The organism is Pseudonocardia alaniniphila (assembly GCF_022524485.1).
Lineage (GTDB): Bacteria > Actinomycetota > Actinomycetes > Mycobacteriales > Pseudonocardiaceae > Pseudonocardia > Pseudonocardia alaniniphila.
In genome coordinates, this window is the sequence record NZ_JAKXMK010000020.1 from 93,642 (window position 1) to 109,449 (window position 15,808).

Here is a 15,808-nt window from a genome sequence, read left to right on the forward strand (position 1 = left end):
GATCGTCCGGAGGTGGCAGCTCAGCCCAGGCGTAGCGCCGCCCGCGCCGCCGCCACGGCCTGCCCGGCGTAGCCGCGGCCGAACAGCACGACGTGCACGAGCAGCGGGAAGAGCTGGTGAAGCGGCACCCGTTCGTGCCAGCCCGTGGCGAGCGGCGCGGCCTCGTCGTAGGCGCGCAGCACGGTGTCGAGGTGCGGGCAGCCGAACAGCGCGAGCATCGCCAGGTCGGTCTCGCGGTGCCCGCCGTGGGCGGCGGGGTCGATCAGCCATGCACCGCTCGGGGACCACAGGACGTTGCCCGACCACAGGTCGCCGTGCAGCCGGGCGGGTGGTTCGGGCGGCCCGGCGAGCGCAGGGAGGCGGTCGCACACCTGCTCGACGACGGCGGCCTCCGCACCCGTCAGCTCCCCGGCGTCCGACGCTGCACGCAGGTAGGGCAGCACGCGGTCCGTTGCGAACCACTCCGCCCAGCCCGGGGACGGCTCGTTGCGCATCGGCGCGCGCCCGATCCAGGCCGCGGACGGCCCGCCGGGCGGCGCGGCGCCGAAAGCAGGGGCCCCGGCGCCGTGCAGATGGGCGAGGCTGCGGCCGAACGCCGCCGCGGCGCCGGCATCGGGTGAACCGCGCGGGACGAACTCCGTGACGAGCCGCTGCGGGTCGACGTCCAGCACGGCGGGCACGGAAGTCCCTTCCGGCATCCGCAGCCACCGCAGCCCGGCCGCTTCGGCGGCGAGTGAACTCTCCTCCGCGTTCTTGACGACGACGGTGCGCCCGTCGGCGAGCTCCGCGCGCACGGCCCCGCCACCGAGCGATGCTCTGGTGCGTACCGCGACGCCGAGGACGTTCACGCCCGGCTCCGCACCCAATCCAGCATCCCCGGCATGGCCGCCCGGATCATGGTGAGCACCTCGGTGAACCCGTCGGCATTGCCGTAGTAGGGATCCGGCACCTCGGCCCCGGCAGGCGCGGCGGGGTCGAACGAACGCAGCAGCCGCACCCGCTCGGGCTCGGGGACCATCGACTGCAACGCGCGGCGGTGGGAGTTGTCGAGCGCGACGAGCAGGTCGGCCGAGAGCAGCTCGGCGTCCACCTGACGGGCAGTGTGCTCGTCGGGGTAGCCCTCGGCGCGCAGCAACGCCGCGGCGCGTTCGTCGGCGGGTGATCCGATGTGCCAGCTGCCGGTACCCGCGCTGCCGACCTCCACGGCGTGCGCCAGGCCCGCGCGCTGCAACTCGTGAACGAACACCTTCTCGGCGATGGGGGAGCGGCAGATGTTGCCGGTGCAGACGAAGACCACACGCAGCGGTTGGTGAGTGTCGCTCATAGGACGAGTCTGGCCGGGCGACCCGCGTGGCGTCCTCGCAGGGGACTGTCGTCCTCGCAGAGCGCACGGCGTCCGTGAGGAGACCGACGACTCTGCGAGGAAGGGACGAAGGGGCTGCGTAGGCTCGGGCGATGGATCACGCGCCGGATGGCCTCGCTGCGGATGGTGTCGCAGCCTTGCGTCACCACGGCGACGTCGACGCCGAACCAGGCCTGCTCGACTTCGCCGTCAACGTCCAGGGCGCCGGACCGCCGGCGTGGTTGCGTGACCGGCTCGCGGCGACGCTGGACGGGTTGGGCCGCTACCCGGTCGCCGCCCACGACGCTCGCGCCCGCGAGTCCGTCGCGGCGCGGCACGGGCGCAGCGCCGACGACGTGTTGGTGCTCGCCGGCAGCGCGGAGGGGTTCGCACTGTTGCCGGCCCTGCGCCCCCGGTTGGCAGCGGTGCTGCACCCGGGGTTCACCGAGCCCGAGGCCGTGCTGAGGGGCGCGGGAGTGCCGGTCGTGCGGGTCCTGACCAGCGAGTACGACGGCCATCGGCTGCATCCCGGCGATGTCCCGGCGGAGGCCGATCTCGTCGTGGTCGGCAACCCCACCAACCCCACCGGCGTGCTGCACCCGGCCGCTGACGTCCGGGCCATGGCGGCGCCGGGCCGGGTGCTGCTGGTGGACGAGGCGTTCGCCGACGCGATCCCCGGGGAACCGGAGTCCCTCGCCGGTGACGCGGACGTCCAGGGGCTGCTCGTGTTCCGCAGCCTCACCAAGACCTGGGCGCTCGCGGGGCTGCGCGCCGGATACGCACTCGGCGAGCCCGCCCTGCTGGCCCGGCTCGCCGCGCCCCGGCCTCCGTGGCCCGTCTCGACGCCCGCGCTGGAGGCCGTGATCGCGTGTGCGGGCCCCGAGGCCGTCGCCGAGTCCGAGCGGGCCGCGGAACATCTGGTCGTCGCCCGCGCCGAGCAGGCTGCGGTGCTCGCCGCCGTCCCGGGGGTCACGGTGCTGCCGGGCCGCGCGCCCTACCTGCTGCTGCGGCTGCCCGAGGGGAGAGGCGAACGGGTGCGCGCCGTGCTGCGTCAGGCCGGTGTCGCGGTGCGTCGCGGCGACACCTTCCCGGGTCTCGGCCCGGACCACGTCCGGGTCGCGGTGCGGCCGGCGGCACAGGTCGCTCGGCTCGCCGCTGTCCTGGCCGATGCGCTCGTGGAGGTCGGCGCATGACCGCAACCGTCGCCGATGTGATCGCCGCGCTGGAGACCGCGTACCCGCCGTCGCTGGCGGCCGACTGGGACGCGGTCGGCCTCGTCTGCGGTGACCCCGCCGATCCCGTGTCGTCGGTGCTCTTCGCCGTGGACCCGGTGCCCGAGACGGTCGCCGAGGCGATCGACGGCAGCGAGGGCGCCGCCCAGATGCTCGTCACCCACCATCCGTTGCTGCTTCGTGGCGTGCACGGCGTGGGCGCGGACACCCCGAAGGGTGCGCTGCTGCACCGGCTGATCCGCTCGGGCACCGCGCTGTACACCGCGCACACGAACGCCGACTCCGCCGACCCCGGCGTCTCGGACGCGCTGGCAGCGGCGATCGGACTGGAGGTCACGGGTCCGCTGGTCGGTGTCCCGGCCGAGCCGTTCGACAAGATCGTCACCTTCATTCCGGTGGGTCCGGCGATCACCGAGGTGCACGAGGCACTGTCCGCGGCGGGTGCGGGGCTGGTCGGCAACTACAGCCACTGCTCCTTCGCCACGGCAGGCACGGGGCAGTTCCGGCCCCTCGAGGGTGCCCAGCCGACGATCGGGTCGGTCGGCAAGCTGGAACGGGTGGCTGAGACCAAGCTCGAGATGGTGCTCCCGCGCAGCCGACGCGCAGCCGTCGTCGCCGCGCTACGGGCGTCGCACCCGTACGAGGAACCCGCGTTCGACGTGCTCGAGCTCGCCGATCTTCCCTCGGCTCGCGGGCTCGGCCGGGTCGGCACGCTGCCGACGCCGGAGTCGCTCGCGACGTTCGCCGAACGGGTGGCCGCGGCGCTACCGGCCACGGCGTGGGGCGTGCGCGCCGCGGGAGATCCCGATCGTGTGATCGAGCGGGTTGCGGTCTGCGGCGGGGCAGGGGACTCCGCACTGGACGCCGCGATCCGCGCGGGTGTCGATGCCTACGTCACCGCCGACCTGCGCCACCATCCGGCGTCGGAACACCTGCTGGCCGGCACGCTCGCGGGCCGCCCCACACCGGCACTCGTCGACGTCGCCCATTGGGCGTCGGAGTGGCCCTGGTGTTTGCAGGCGGCGGACATCGTTGGTAAATCGCTTGGCGGTAGCGTCGAGGTCCGCGTTTCGCACCGCTGCACCGATCCCTGGTCGGTGGCGCCCCTGACCGGGAGGCAATGACAAATGGATGGGATGGATGTGATGGCCGCGTGAAGGCCGACCCTGCCGTCCAACGCCGGCTGCTGGATCTCGCCGAGATCGACGCCGAGCTGACGAGGCTCGCACACCGCCGCCGCAACCTGCCGGAGCACGCCGAGCTGACCGACGCGGAGGCGGCGGTACGCACGGCCAAGGACAAGCTCGTCGAGGTGGAGACCGCCGCGGGCGACCTCGACCGCGACATCCGCCGCATCGAGCGTGACGTCGACGGCGTCCGCGCGCGCACCGAGCGCGACAACAAGATGCTCACGGGCGCGGGGATCGGCGCCAAGCAGGCCACCGACCTGCAGCACGAGCTGGAGACCCTGGCCCGGCGCCAGAGCGTCCTGGAGGACGAGCAGCTCGAGATCATGGAGCAGCGCGAGGCCATCGGCGCCGACGTCGACCACTCGCGTGCGGCACTGGCCTCGGCGGAGCAGAAGCTCTCGGAGATCACCGGGCGGCGCGACTCGGCGATCTCCGACATCGACGCCGCGGAGACCGGCCGGCGCCGGGCCCGCGACGAGGCGCTCCCCGGTTTCCCGGCCGACCTGCTCGCCGCGTACGACAAGCGACGTGAGCAGCGGGGTGTCGGCGCGGCGCTCCTGCTGCAGCGCCGCTGTCAGGCGTGCCGGTTGGAGCTGGACCGCACCGCCATCTCGGAGCTGCGGGCTGCGCCCGATGACGAAGTGGTGCACTGCGAGGAGTGCGGCGTGATCCTCGTCCGGTCGAAGGAGTCGGGGCTGTGAAGCTGATCGTCGAGGCCGACGGCGGTTCGCGCGGCAACCCCGGTCCCGCCGGCTACGGCGCCGTGGTGCTCGATCCGGCCACCGAAGAGGTGCTCGCCGAGTGTTCCGAGGGCCTCGGGGTCACCACCAACAACGTCGCCGAGTACAAGGGCCTCATCGCCGGGCTGCGGGCGGCGATCGAGCTGGGCGCCACCGAGGTGGACGTCCGGATGGACTCCAAGCTGGTCGTCGAGCAGATGTCAGGGCGCTGGCAGGTCAAGCATCCGGCGATGAAGCCGCTGGCGCTGGAGGCGGGGCGGCTCGTGCGCGAGGTCGGCTCGGTCCGGTTCGGCTGGATCCCCCGTGCCCGCAACACCCGGGCCGACACGCTGGCCAACAAGGCGATGGACGCGCAAGCGGCCCGGTTGACGGGACCGTGAGCGAGCCCGGCATCGCCACCGCTCCGGCGTCGGCGTCGTGGACGGGGCAGGTCGGCGCCCCGTCGCGGCTCCTGCTCCTGCGGCACGGACAGACCGCGTTGTCCGTGCAGCGCCGCTACTCCGGGCACGGCGACCCCGAGCTCACCGAGCTCGGCCTGCGACAGGCCGCCGCGGCCGCCGTCCGGCTCGGCGCACTGCCCGACGTCACAGCCGTGCTCAGCTCGCCCTTGCTGCGCGCCCGGCAGACCGCGACCGCCGTCGCCGAGGCGACGGGCGCGCCACTCGTCGTCCGGCCGGGGTTGATCGAGACCGACTTCGGGGCCTGGGAGGGCCTGACGTTCGCCGAGGCCCGGGAGCGCGACCCCGAACTGCATGCGTCGTGGCTCGGCTCCGAGGACGTGGCGCCACCCGGCGGGGAGAGCTTCGCCGCGGTCGGCAGGCGGATCGCCGACGAGCAGGCCGCCGTGCTGGAGGAGTTCCCGGGCGCCACGGTGGTGGTGGTCAGCCACGTGACGCCGATCAAGATGCTGCTGCGCCATGCACTGCAGGGCGGCCCGAGCATCCTCTACCGCCTGCATCTCGACCTGGCCGCGCTGTCCATCGTGGACTTCTACCCGGACGGCGGCGCCAGCGTCCGGTTGGTCAACGACACCAGCCACTACCCCCCGGGCTGATCACCGCGGACTCTCGGCTGCGAGTAGGATCGCTGCGCGGACGAGCTGGCCGGGCGGCCGCGTCGATGGCCTCCAGGCCACCGGCGAGGAAAGTCCGGACTCCGCAGGGCAGGGTGGTTGTCAACGGCAACCCGGGGCGACCCGCGGGACAGTGCCACAGAGAACAGACCGCCTCGTCCCGGACCCACGTCCGGGAGCGAGGTAAGGGTGAAACGGTGGTGTAAGAGACCACCAGCACCCCGGGTGACCGGGGTGGCTCGGTAAACCCCACCCGGAGCAAGGTCAAGAGGCTCTCCGTCTTCGGACGGGGAGCTGCGCAGGCGTTCGAGGACGGCCCGTCCGAGCTTGCGGGTAGACCGCTAGAGCCTGCCGGCGACGGCAGGTCCAGATGGATGGTCGCCGAACGGTGCGCCGCAAGGCGCCCGGGAACAGGATCCGGCTTACAGGCCAGCTCGTCCGCCCCAAGCCTGTGACCTGAGCAGAAACACCAGGGTGTCCGAGCGCGTGACGGGGCACCGTCGAAGGTGCTCGAACAGAGCCGTCACGACGACCTGCGGCAGGTTGACACCACCCGTGTCGGCGGGACGTGCTCGGTCAGCCGGCCACCTGCTCGGTCGTCGAGGTCTCGGGAACGTTCACCACCAGGTCGTAGGCGTCGAGCAGCTGTACCTCCTGATAGGTGTCCATGACCCGGATGCGGTCGGGACCGGTCAGCCGTCCTCGTGCCCCGCGCAGGTCGACCGCCCGCACGCCCGACAACGGAGCAAACGCCGCCTCCACGCTGCCCTCCCGCACCGGATCGAGGTCGACTCCGACGATCTCGACACCGCCCGGCCGGTCCGGGTTCGCCCGGCGGGTCACCGCACGGCCGGCGGTGCTGGTCACCGCCACCGCCGCGTAGTCGCCGCCCAACCTGTTTGCCAGATGGTGCCCCATCGCCGACAGCGAGAACGACGGCGTGACGACCGGGATGCGCTGGATGTGACTGTTGTGCGCACCGATGACGACCTTCGCGTCCGGCCCGAACCGGTCGAGCAGCCAGAACACCGTCTCGGCCATGCCACGGTCGCGTGGGGTCACCTTCGGGTGCGCCCTGTCACCGGACACCCGCGCAGCGGTACTCCGCAATGACTGGTCCAGCAGGCAGACCAGGCGCAACTCGCGCCACGCGACCTCGTACAACTCGACGCCACCGGCCGACATGTACTCCAGTTGCAGCGCCTCGAACCGGGTCGTCAGCTCCGCGAGCATCGCCGTGATCCCGTCACGCTCGGCCTGGGCGAGCTGACCGTACGCGGCGTACACCGGCAGCGGGTGCTCGCCCGCGAACTTCTCCATCAGCACGACGAGCCGCTCGACAGCGACGACCGCGTCGCCGTCGACCGCGCTCAGGTAGCGCCCGATGTTGTCCATTGCCCGCAGTGGGGACGCCGCGGAGCCCGGTACGTCGATCCCGAAGAACCGCACGGGCGTCACCCCGGCGGCGTTGGCCTCCCGCATCCACTGCAGGTGTGCACGCATCTCCGCGCACCGCCCGAACGTGTACGTGATCCCGTCGTCGGCGATCGTCCGCAGGTCACCGGGACCGCCGCGCCCCCAGTCGTCCACGGCAAGTCCTTCGCTGAACCCGGATTCCAGGCCGAAGACGGTGAACCCCATCCGCTCCACCAGGAACCGCGTCAGCCGGTGGCGCAGCAGACAGAACTCGCGTACGAGATGCGAGCTTTCGCCGATGGCCACCACGCGCGCACCGGCCAGCCGTACAGCCAGCGGCTCCAGGTCGTCGAGCGGGGCTTGCGGATTCAGCATGTCCAGGATCATTGCCTCGTCGTCAACGAAGTCAAGGAACGCATCGGGCATTCGGCCATGCTACTGGGCTGTTACTTCGCGACCTGATTAAGGATCATCGCAGTTGACGTTGTTGCGAGTCGGTAGGACGCGGTCGTGGTGTGGCAAAGGCCTGGAGGTGCACGGATTTGTAATGGCGTACCAGTCGGGAATTGTCCTGCTCTCGCTACATGTGTCGGGGGAGGGGGAACCCCGTCTAACCCTCGCCCTGGCTGACGTCGGTGGTCCAGGCCAGCGCCGCGGCCCACGGCGTGACCCGCTGCTGGGTGGGTGCGTACGGGGTCGGCTTCTCCTGCATGCTCCGATCCATCGGCACGAACAGGCGGCCGAACGATGCCATTCCGGAGGTGAGGTCGTCGCGTTCGAACAGGTCCGAGAGCTCCCGCCCCAGGTGCTTGGTGTTGCTACGGCTGGCGAGGAAGTAGTTGAGGACGGGAATCATGTTGTCGGCGTGCCGGGCCACCCGCTCGTGTGCACTGTCGCCCAGTGCCGCGTCGTCGGCGACGCGCTGATAGTCCTTCGGCACCCGAAACGGTGGCGCGTGGTGGCCGATCTCGCCTTCGGGATCGGTGTGGTAAAGCTCGTTGTTGCTCAGGTTCAGCGCACCGGGCCCGATGTCGGTGTCCAGGTAGACCCCGCCGAAGCGGTTGACGGCGACCAGCCGGATGAGGTCCGACAGGTACTTGACCTTGTCGTATTTCTTATCGTCGAGATCGGCCTTGGCCTCCCGGGTCCAGCGGGTCCCCTTCTCCTCCACGTCGGTACGGGGCTCGCCCGTGCCGACCGCCGCGACGGTCATCGAATTCCATTCCTTGTCCATGTCGACGATCTGGATGCCGGCGGCACGCAGCTCGTTCAGCTGAACGTTCAGAGGGTTCTTCCGGCCGAACCCCAAGAAGTCCTGTTGCCGGTTGACGATGCTGCTCGTCCAGAGGAACTGCCGCCATGGCGTTCCTGAGCCTTCGCTGCGCGTCACGACCTCTTGCATCTTGAGCAGGTTGGCCTTGGTGCCCTCCGACATCGGCCCACCAGCCCAGAACCGATGCACGTTCCGCTCTATCGGCCGCGGCCGTTCCCGCCAGGAACCCATTCCGAGCGGCGCCCTCTTGGGCCGGGTCGCCGCCATCCGCGGCCGCATCCTCTCGACGAACTCGTCGAGGTCGGCCCAGGCCTTGGGATCCTTGACCCGTAGGTCGGCCAACAGTAACTGGACATGGCCGTAGTCGCCGTAGACCAGCCCGTTCAGCACCGAATCCGTGATCGCCTCGACGTCCTCGGTGTCCAGCGGCGCACCCTCAAAGCTCTTGACCTCCATCGGCAACCGCTGCACGACCGGCTCCCGATCCAGCAGGGCACCGACCGCGGCGTTCCCGATCGACCGCTGCAGAGCGAGGAGGTGCCGGGCGCCGAGCTGCGACGGATCGTGTCCGGTGATGCGGCCCGTCTCGAGCCGGGGCGGTACCCCCGACGGAGCCCGGACCGCCGACCGGTCATCCCGCGAATTCGGTGTCCGGGAATGTGCGCCGCCCACGGTGGAAACGATAGCGAGAAATGTGGTGACGGGGCAACGCAGGTATTTCTACGGCGAGGATAATCGCCACTACTATCACGAAGAATAGCACTCGATGTGCTCGTGGTTCGGCCTGTATTCGGCTGAATGTTCAGTTGTATTCCGTTCTATTTCGCGCTTTCCCTGTCCTCATTCTGTCGAGGCCCGGGGATGATCAGCTCGTCCGGTCTCGCGCTGGTGCAGGGCCCGCGACGTCACGGTGGATGCGCAGCAGTGCCGGGACGTCCTCGGGGGGCCTGCGGCCGAAGCCGCACTCCGTCGCTACCCCGAACGCGTCGAGGTACCGGCTCGCAGCGCGGATTCGCTCGCGCGTGCCTTCCGTGCCGTCGGTCAGGTGGACGAGTCCCAGGTAGAGCTCGGTCTCCGGATGCAGCCGCAGACCGATGAGCGGCGCGAAATACTCATCGTCGGTGCGGTCACGCGGCACCGGAAGGTGCAGCCAATTGATCGGTCGGGCCGCCACCTCTGCGATCGCGTTGGCGAGGGCGACGGCGATTCCGGTGTCCTTCGGCTGCACGAAGTGGCGGTGCTGCGCGTCGCCGTAGCACAGGTGGAAGCCGAGCTCCGCCTCGTCGGGAACGGCGGCCGCCAGCCGGGCGAGCCGAGCGACCGTCTCCACCCGGGGATCCCCGTCGAAGAATGGCGGGAAGAGGCCCTCCCACATCCCGATCTCGTGGGGGGCGTCCCACTGGACCGCCAGATCCTCGTGTGGGACGGCCGCAGCGATCGTCGCGAGCTCAGCCACCATCGCCGCCTCGTACGCCGGTTCCAACGCGGCACGGTGGTCGGCCTCGATGAACCGGTTGACCGGGGCCAACGGTGTCGGCATCGCCACCATGAAACGCCAGTGGCGGGGGATGACGCCTGCGTCCAGGGCGGCTCGGAACTCCACGTACGAACAGAGCGCATGATCTGCGTAGCCCAGCGCACCGAACCGGAGCTGGGCCGGATCGACGCCGGGCCGCGGGGAGAAGCGGGCGCGCAACCGTGACCCGTACTTCCCGTCGGCGCCGGTAGCCTCCGACTCCACCAGGTCGGGCCGGCTCCGGAAGACCGACGCCTGCCAGTCGATCCAGCCGCTGCGGACTCCGGTCTCCCCGTCGGAGACGCGCCGAAGATGCTCAGGCAGAACCTCGCCGGCCGCGTGGAACACCGCAGCGGCGCTCTCCAGCGGAACGCTCCCGACCAGGTGAGCTCCCTGAGCCCGGACTCTTCGTGGAGAAGGCTCTGACATCGGTGCGGCCTGGGGCATTGTGACGACTCCTCATTCGGGGGGCCCGTTAGGTTTCTCAGCCTCGACCCGCGAATTCTGATCGGTCGGGTGCCGCTTCTACTCGTGCTCAGGCTGACGTTCTCGGTCGACGAGTCCTGCGGGAACCACGGCCGGCCCTCGAGTGCCTCCGCCGTGACCGCCTCGATGTCGTCGTTGCCGCCGATCCCGAACAGGCAGCCTCGAATCGATGCCTCATGAGAGCCGTTCGCGCGGGTTGTCGATCTTCGTTCGAACAGGAACGGATGTTCGACACGGGTACTGGACCGAGGGGGTGAGATGCGGCCGAGTTTCTTGTCCTGCAACGCCCAGGATGGAAGATGGCCAGATGCTGCGTACTGACGGGCACGAGGGTTACGTGGCGGGTCGGTACCGCAACGGGACATACAGCGACAGCTGGACGGATGTTGCGCGGTGTGCAGAGCAGACATTCACGGCCTACGCTCCGGCCTGCAAATGTGGGTGGCGCGGCCCGGCTCAGGGGGCGACTGACGTCGGTTATGCGGCGTGTCAGCGCGCCCTGCTCCGTGATCACCTCAAGCCTCTCGATGTAGGCCGCCCGATCCTCGGCAAGATCGACAGAACGATTCGGGTGGCCGATTTCCTGCCCTGAGGCCTCGGAGCTCAGTGTCGTGTCAGAGATCGCTGGGGAGTCCGCCGCGGCAGAGGTCGAGAATGTTGTTCGTTGCTTCGAGGGTTTCGATGACTTTCCGGCTGGGAGTGGCGAAGACCCGGTTGTAGTCCCGTTCTCCGAGCTCGCGGCGGACCGGCCACGCCAGGCGTTCTTCGCCGAGTGAGAACTGGGCGTCGACGCCGGGCTTGTTGCCACGGGCGTCTTGCCGGTGCCAGTTTCCGTTCAGGAACACAGCGACGAGCCCGTGCAGCATGAAGGTGGCCCCGTCGTCGGTCAGCCGCTGGTAGCACAAGCCGGTGGGTATGCCCTGGGATCGAAGGATGGCGGCCAGCAGGTGGGCCTTCGCGAAGCAGAGGCCGGTGCCGTGAGCGAGCGTGTCCGATGCGCTGATGGACACGCGGGGGTCCTGCGCGTCCCAGGAGTGACGGATGTTGTCACGCACGTGCTCGAAGGCGGCTCGGGCGAAGTCGACGTCGTCCGTGTGCTGCGAGCGGAGGCCGCTCGCGAGCTCGCTGATCTCCGGCCGGCCGAAGTCGACGACCGCGTCCTGGCCCAGGTAGGCCTCCGGGGCGTCCGAGTCCACTGTCACCGGCGGATGGTAGGCAGCGGCCGGGTTGTGTCGCCTGCGATTTGTCGATGCCCGGGTACGGCAATCTGGTAGTACCAAGAGCACTCGCAGTGCTCCTACCTGGGCGGATGTCCCGGAACTAGCCTCGGGCGCGTGCTGTCCGGCTACCTCGGTCGGCTGTTCGAGGTGGCCGACGAGCTCACCGCGCCGCAGCGGCTGGACGCCGGACGGGCCGCGATCGAGCTGCTGGTGTCGGTCCGCCACGCTCCTCGCGAAGGTACGCGGCAGTACGGGACGACGCCGGCCGTCTGGCGGCGCGAGCACCTCCAGGACGGATGACGTCCTGCCTTACGAGCGCTGAGGCGCCCCGATGGTCACCGGGTTGCGCGCAGCGTCTCGCCGGGCAGCTCTCCGAACTCCCCTTCGTGCGCGGCGGCGAAGCGGCCGAGGTGGGTGAATCCCCACTTGTGCGCGACGGTCGCGACGGTTGTGTGGGAGGGGTCGGCCGCTCGGAGCTCCTCGTGTGCGCGGTGGAGCCGGATCCGGCGCAGGTATGTCGTCGGCGACATACCGACATGGCGCTGGAAGCCCTCCTGCAGCGTGCGGACGCTGACGTGGCACCTCGCCGCGAGCACCGGGGTGGTCAGGGGCGCTTGCGGATCGGTCTCCATGATGTCGATCGCCGAGCGAACCGCCGACGGACGGCAGGGCTCCGCGGATGTGCTCAGTTCCTGCGAATAGGGATGCTCGGCGGCCAGCAGGAAACCGCGCACCACGCCTTCCGCGAGGGGGGCGGCGACCAGTGGTTGCCGCACGATGCTGTCGCTGCAGGCAAGTTGGTCGTTGAGCGTCAGGAGCAACTGTGTCCAGCTCCGGGCAGCGCCGCTCCTGATGTCCATGGCGGCGGCGAGCGCGATCCGTCCGGAGACCGGACGCCCCAGAAGGGCTTCCAGCGTGCGGTCGACCGCTACCCGGTCGAGCTTCACGCACAGCTGCCGGCAGTCAGCGGCCCAGCGGGTGAGGATGACCTCGCCGTCGGGCCGATACACCGCGGCCCGCTCCCGTGTCGCCACCACGTCCACCCCCCGGTGCCGGGACTCCAGACGGCCGGCGACCGGGATGTTCACGTGGTAGCTCGATCCGAGCTCGTCGAGCTCGAGCCGGACGTCCCGGCCGTAGGTGATGTCACCCATCGTGATCGGCCCGATCCGGCTGAAGCGATGCACCGCGCCGGACCGGCGCTCGCCGAGAATGTCGAACCGCGCCGGGTAGAAAGCGGTGAAGCATTTCTGTGCCAGGTTCGCCGTAGTCGCGACGACGGGCGGTGAACCTGCTCGCCCGGGATCGCGCGGCGCATTCTCGCTCATGTGCCAACCAGGGTCCGGTCCGGCTCGACGTGCACTCTTGCGGCCCATGCTATGAGCGTGATTGCGGTTCGGGTCAGGTTGATCTATGATCCCTGTCACGACAATGCGGGATTTGCTGAAGGTCCAGGCTACGGGGTTTGCGCTCTCCTGTCCGGATCGCTTATGTCGCCCCTTGCATGAGTGGCGAATTCAAGGTTCTGCGGCGCGCATCACTGTGAGTTGCAGAAAGCTGTTGATCTCCTGTGAAGATTCCACAGACGGCAACAGGCAGACGTCGCCCAACGTCATCAAGGTGTGGAAGGAAAACGTCGAAGCACACCGATGAGGTCCGCCCTGCTCGTGGTGGCTCTGGCCGTGTTCCTCGGTGCGGGTGCCTTCTTGCTGGAGGGCCGCACGGACGCGGGTGTCGCGGACGCAAGCCCGGGATCGGTCGCGTCGCGGACTGCCATGGCGCCCGTGGCGATGCCTGCTCTCGATGCCGGTGACACCGCCGGGGTGGCGGCGGCATCGTCGGCCGCCGTGGACAGCGCGGTGCAGCGGGCCGATGCCGTCCAGGCGGCCAACCCGCGCACCCAGATCGGGGCAGCAGTCCTCGATCGGAAGACCGGAATGCTCGCGGTCGGCACCAACGGGACGACCCGCTTCTACTCGGCGTCAGTGGTGAAGCTCTACACCGTGGTCGCGATCCTGCACAGGGTCGACGCCGGGAAACTGACACTGTCGGCCACCGACCGCAACGACATCCAGCGGGCCCTCGTCGCCAGCGACGACAACGCGATGGATGCACTCTGGGTGAAGTTCGGTGGGGCCGAGACGGTGTCGCAGACGATCAGCCTGGTGGGCCTCAAGGACAGCCAGCCGCCTGCTGATCCGTCGCAGTGGGGCGAGACCAAGATCTCCGCGCGCGACGTGACCGCCGTCTACAACTACGTGCTGCAGTCGATGTCCTCGGCCAGCCGCAGCATGATCATGAACGCTCTCGGCCATGCGCAGGACAAGGGAGCCGACGGGTTCGACCAGGCTTTCGGCCTGATCGCACCCCCGCGGCAGTCGAATGTGGCGGCGAAGCAGGGGTGGATGTGGATCAACTCCGACTTCGACCTCCACACCACCGGCGTGCTGGGCAGTGACGACCGGTACGTCGTGGTGATCCTCAGCAAGAACCCGGCGAACGCGGGTTCCGCCGCCGCCCGGACGATCGTGAACAAGGCGACGGCCGCCGCCGAGGCCGCGATTCCCCAGCCTCGATGACCTGGGGCAGTCGCGGCGCCGGGTCACGTGTTACTCGTCGAGCGCGCGCTCGAGGTGCTCGCCAGCTCGCCCACGGCCTCCAGTTCGGCGCGCATCGCACGCAGGCCGTAGTAGAGCCGTGACTTGACGGTGCCCTCGGGTACTCCGAACTCCCGTGCGGCTTCCCGCACCGTGTGGCCGTGGAAGTAGCACGCGTGCAACGCCGTGCGGTGCTCCGGTGAGAGCCGGTTCAGCGCCGCGGCGACGGTCCAGCTCTGGACGGCCCGGTCGATCGTGTCCTCCGCGATCACCTCGGGGACGACGTCCACGGTGAACTCGACGAACTGCCCACGTGACCGCCACTCGTCGATGGAGATCCGCCGCGCGACCGTGAACAGCCAGGTGCGCTGCGAGCCGCGGCTCTCCTCGAGTGCGTCGAGATGGCGCCAGGCGCGCAACATCGTCTCCTGGACGACGTCCTCGGCTTTGCTGGTATTGCCCCTGGTGAGCCGCATGGCGAACGACCAGAGCGCCCGGCCGTGTTGATCGTGGATGTGCCGCATGAGTGCCGCCGCGGCTCTCGGATCTCTGTTCTGAAGACGATTATCGCTCCGGGTGGCGTCTTTCTTGGCCGGCACGTGCACAGTCTATCCACAATATCGACATCCACCTCGGAGAAAGTCCGGAGCGACGGGCTTCGTTAGCTTGCGCCATGTAAATCGGAGCCCTGTTGGGATACGTGTGACGTATAGCTCGGGAGAGCGTTGAGTAAATCTCTATCATTGTTCTGTCGAAATTATCCTGTTTGTCTGTTACGTGCTGGACCATGGATATTCACGCAGTTTTACGCTCTGGATGCGGCGATGATTCTGCCGAGATTTCCGGACGATCCCCCGAGGAGTCTGGCGGGGTTGCGAGCCCCGCGCGTCGGCGGCGCGCTTTGACTGGTCGGGGGGATCGCGATCTGTGGCGATGGCCTGGGCCACACGCAGGGATCGCAGTGAACCGGACGACACCGGGAACCGTCAGGGGGCACGTGGTGCGGTCAGATGTCTTCCGCGGAGCGGTGGCGTGGTGAGCGGAGAGGACGACGATGTCTGCCTCTCGCTGGGCGCCTACCTGGTCGGCAGTCTCGTGAAGTCGGAGCGTGCCGCGTTCGACCGTCATCTCCCTGATTGCGTGGACTGCCGCCGGGAGATTGCGGAGCTGATGCCCCTGTTGAGCCTGCTGCGCTGTGTCGATCCCGCTGAATGGTGCAACCAGGCGCCACTCCGGGACGCGACCGGGCGCTGCGGGTCCTCGCCGCGGCCGGTGCCGGGCAGGAGGCCCGGTGACGTGGGCGGATGCGGAGAACGTCGACGGCTGTGGTGGTGGCGGTGGTCGCGGGGCTGATCGCCTGCTGTCGGCGGGCCGTGCCGCATGGTCGACCTCACCGAAAGTCGTCGGACGGCGACGATCCGGCTTTCGGGCTGTGAGTTGCATCATCACCGGCGATTCCGATAGCCGGTCGTTCTTCCCGGCGGTGACCGCGGCGTCCGTCCTTTGCCGATGGGATCCGAAGCACATGGGGATCCGATGAACCTTCCGCCTCGGAACTTCGTGATCACATGTGGGTTGCAGGGCGCCGCCGGGCGCCACCCGGCAATCAGGAGGTCCAGATGTACCGCGCCAACCTCGGCGTCCCCCCGATCTCGACGGGACGGACCTTGCGGCGCGCCTCAGCCTGCCCAGCGCGCCGCGCCGCAGTCGGATGACCGCCGTGT

General features: G+C 69.5%; 13 protein-coding genes, 1 other RNA gene and 1 pseudogene. 7 read left to right on the plus strand and 8 right to left on the minus strand.

The features are described 5' to 3' along the window. Nucleotides 1-20: 20 nt before the first annotated feature. Complete coding sequence (locus MMF94_RS23065; protein ID WP_277398799.1) at nt 21-848, minus strand: fructosamine kinase family protein; 828 nt, start codon at nt 846-848, stop codon at nt 21-23. Beyond that, entirely contained in the window at nt 845-1,324 is a 480-nt protein-coding gene (locus tag MMF94_RS23070; RefSeq protein ID WP_241039232.1) for a low molecular weight protein-tyrosine-phosphatase, read from the minus strand. Before MMF94_RS23070 ends, MMF94_RS23065 begins: the two co-directional genes overlap by 4 nt. 131 nt (nt 1,325-1,455) lie before the next feature. Between MMF94_RS23070 and cobC the strand changes: the two genes are divergently transcribed. The 5 genes and pseudogenes from cobC to rnpB all read left to right on the plus strand — a co-directional run bounded on the left by cobC (nt 1,456) and on the right by rnpB (nt 6,017). Further along, nucleotides 1,456-2,535: an Rv2231c family histidinol phosphate aminotransferase CobC gene (cobC, locus tag MMF94_RS23075; RefSeq protein ID WP_241039233.1), complete on the plus strand. Its 1,080-nt coding sequence runs from the start codon at nt 1,456-1,458 to the stop codon at nt 2,533-2,535. After that, nucleotides 2,532-3,698, plus strand: coding sequence for a Nif3-like dinuclear metal center hexameric protein (locus MMF94_RS23080; protein WP_241039234.1), 1,167 nt, complete (start codon nt 2,532-2,534; stop codon nt 3,696-3,698). Before cobC ends, MMF94_RS23080 begins: the two co-directional genes overlap by 4 nt. Before the next feature lie 29 nt (nt 3,699-3,727). Beyond that, entirely contained in the window at nt 3,728-4,465 is a 738-nt protein-coding gene (locus MMF94_RS23085; protein ID WP_241039235.1) for a zinc ribbon domain-containing protein, read from the plus strand. A 2-nt stretch (nt 4,466-4,467) separates the two neighbouring features. Continuing rightward, nucleotides 4,468-5,558 (plus strand): annotated as a pseudogene (locus tag MMF94_RS43770) (bifunctional RNase H/acid phosphatase). Between the two features lie 41 nt (nt 5,559-5,599). Further along, an RNA gene (gene rnpB / locus MMF94_RS23095) (RNase P RNA component class A) lies at nt 5,600-6,017 on the plus strand. Nucleotides 6,018-6,152: 135 nt separating this feature from the next. On the opposite strand, the gene MMF94_RS23100 is transcribed toward rnpB, so the two are convergent. From MMF94_RS23100 to MMF94_RS23115, 4 genes are all read right to left on the minus strand, one after another. Continuing rightward, on the minus strand, nt 6,153-7,418 hold the full coding sequence (locus MMF94_RS23100) for an erythromycin esterase family protein (RefSeq protein ID WP_241039236.1): 1,266 nt from the start codon (nt 7,416-7,418) through the stop codon (nt 6,153-6,155). Nucleotides 7,419-7,602: 184 nt separating this feature from the next. Next, nucleotides 7,603-8,937: a glycosyltransferase gene (locus MMF94_RS23105; protein WP_241039237.1), complete on the minus strand. Its 1,335-nt coding sequence runs from the start codon at nt 8,935-8,937 to the stop codon at nt 7,603-7,605. A gap of 193 nt (nt 8,938-9,130) precedes the next feature. Beyond that, entirely contained in the window at nt 9,131-10,228 is a 1,098-nt protein-coding gene (locus tag MMF94_RS23110; protein ID WP_241039238.1) for a uroporphyrinogen decarboxylase/cobalamine-independent methonine synthase family protein, read from the minus strand. Between the two features lie 653 nt (nt 10,229-10,881). Further along, on the minus strand, nt 10,882-11,469 hold the full coding sequence (locus tag MMF94_RS23115) for a transglutaminase-like domain-containing protein (RefSeq protein WP_241039239.1): 588 nt from the start codon (nt 11,467-11,469) through the stop codon (nt 10,882-10,884). A gap of 132 nt (nt 11,470-11,601) precedes the next feature. Here MMF94_RS23115 and MMF94_RS23120 point away from each other — a divergent pair, with 132 nt between their 5' ends. Beyond that, nucleotides 11,602-11,787, plus strand: a complete 186-nt coding sequence (locus MMF94_RS23120; RefSeq protein WP_241039240.1) for a hypothetical protein — start codon at nt 11,602-11,604, stop codon at nt 11,785-11,787. Between the two features lie 35 nt (nt 11,788-11,822). On the opposite strand, the gene MMF94_RS23125 is transcribed toward MMF94_RS23120, so the two are convergent. Beyond that, nucleotides 11,823-12,815: an AraC family transcriptional regulator gene (locus MMF94_RS23125; protein WP_241039241.1), complete on the minus strand. Its 993-nt coding sequence runs from the start codon at nt 12,813-12,815 to the stop codon at nt 11,823-11,825. A 321-nt stretch (nt 12,816-13,136) separates the two neighbouring features. Between MMF94_RS23125 and MMF94_RS23130 the strand changes: the two genes are divergently transcribed. After that, a complete protein-coding gene (locus tag MMF94_RS23130; RefSeq protein WP_241039242.1) occupies nt 13,137-14,066 on the plus strand; it encodes a serine hydrolase in 930 nt (309 codons plus the stop codon). Between the two features lie 23 nt (nt 14,067-14,089). Here the strand turns inward: MMF94_RS23130 and MMF94_RS23135 are convergent, their stop codons facing one another. Next, complete coding sequence (locus MMF94_RS23135; protein ID WP_277398800.1) at nt 14,090-14,683, minus strand: sigma-70 family RNA polymerase sigma factor; 594 nt, start codon at nt 14,681-14,683, stop codon at nt 14,090-14,092. Between the last annotated feature and the right edge of the window lie 1,125 nt (nt 14,684-15,808).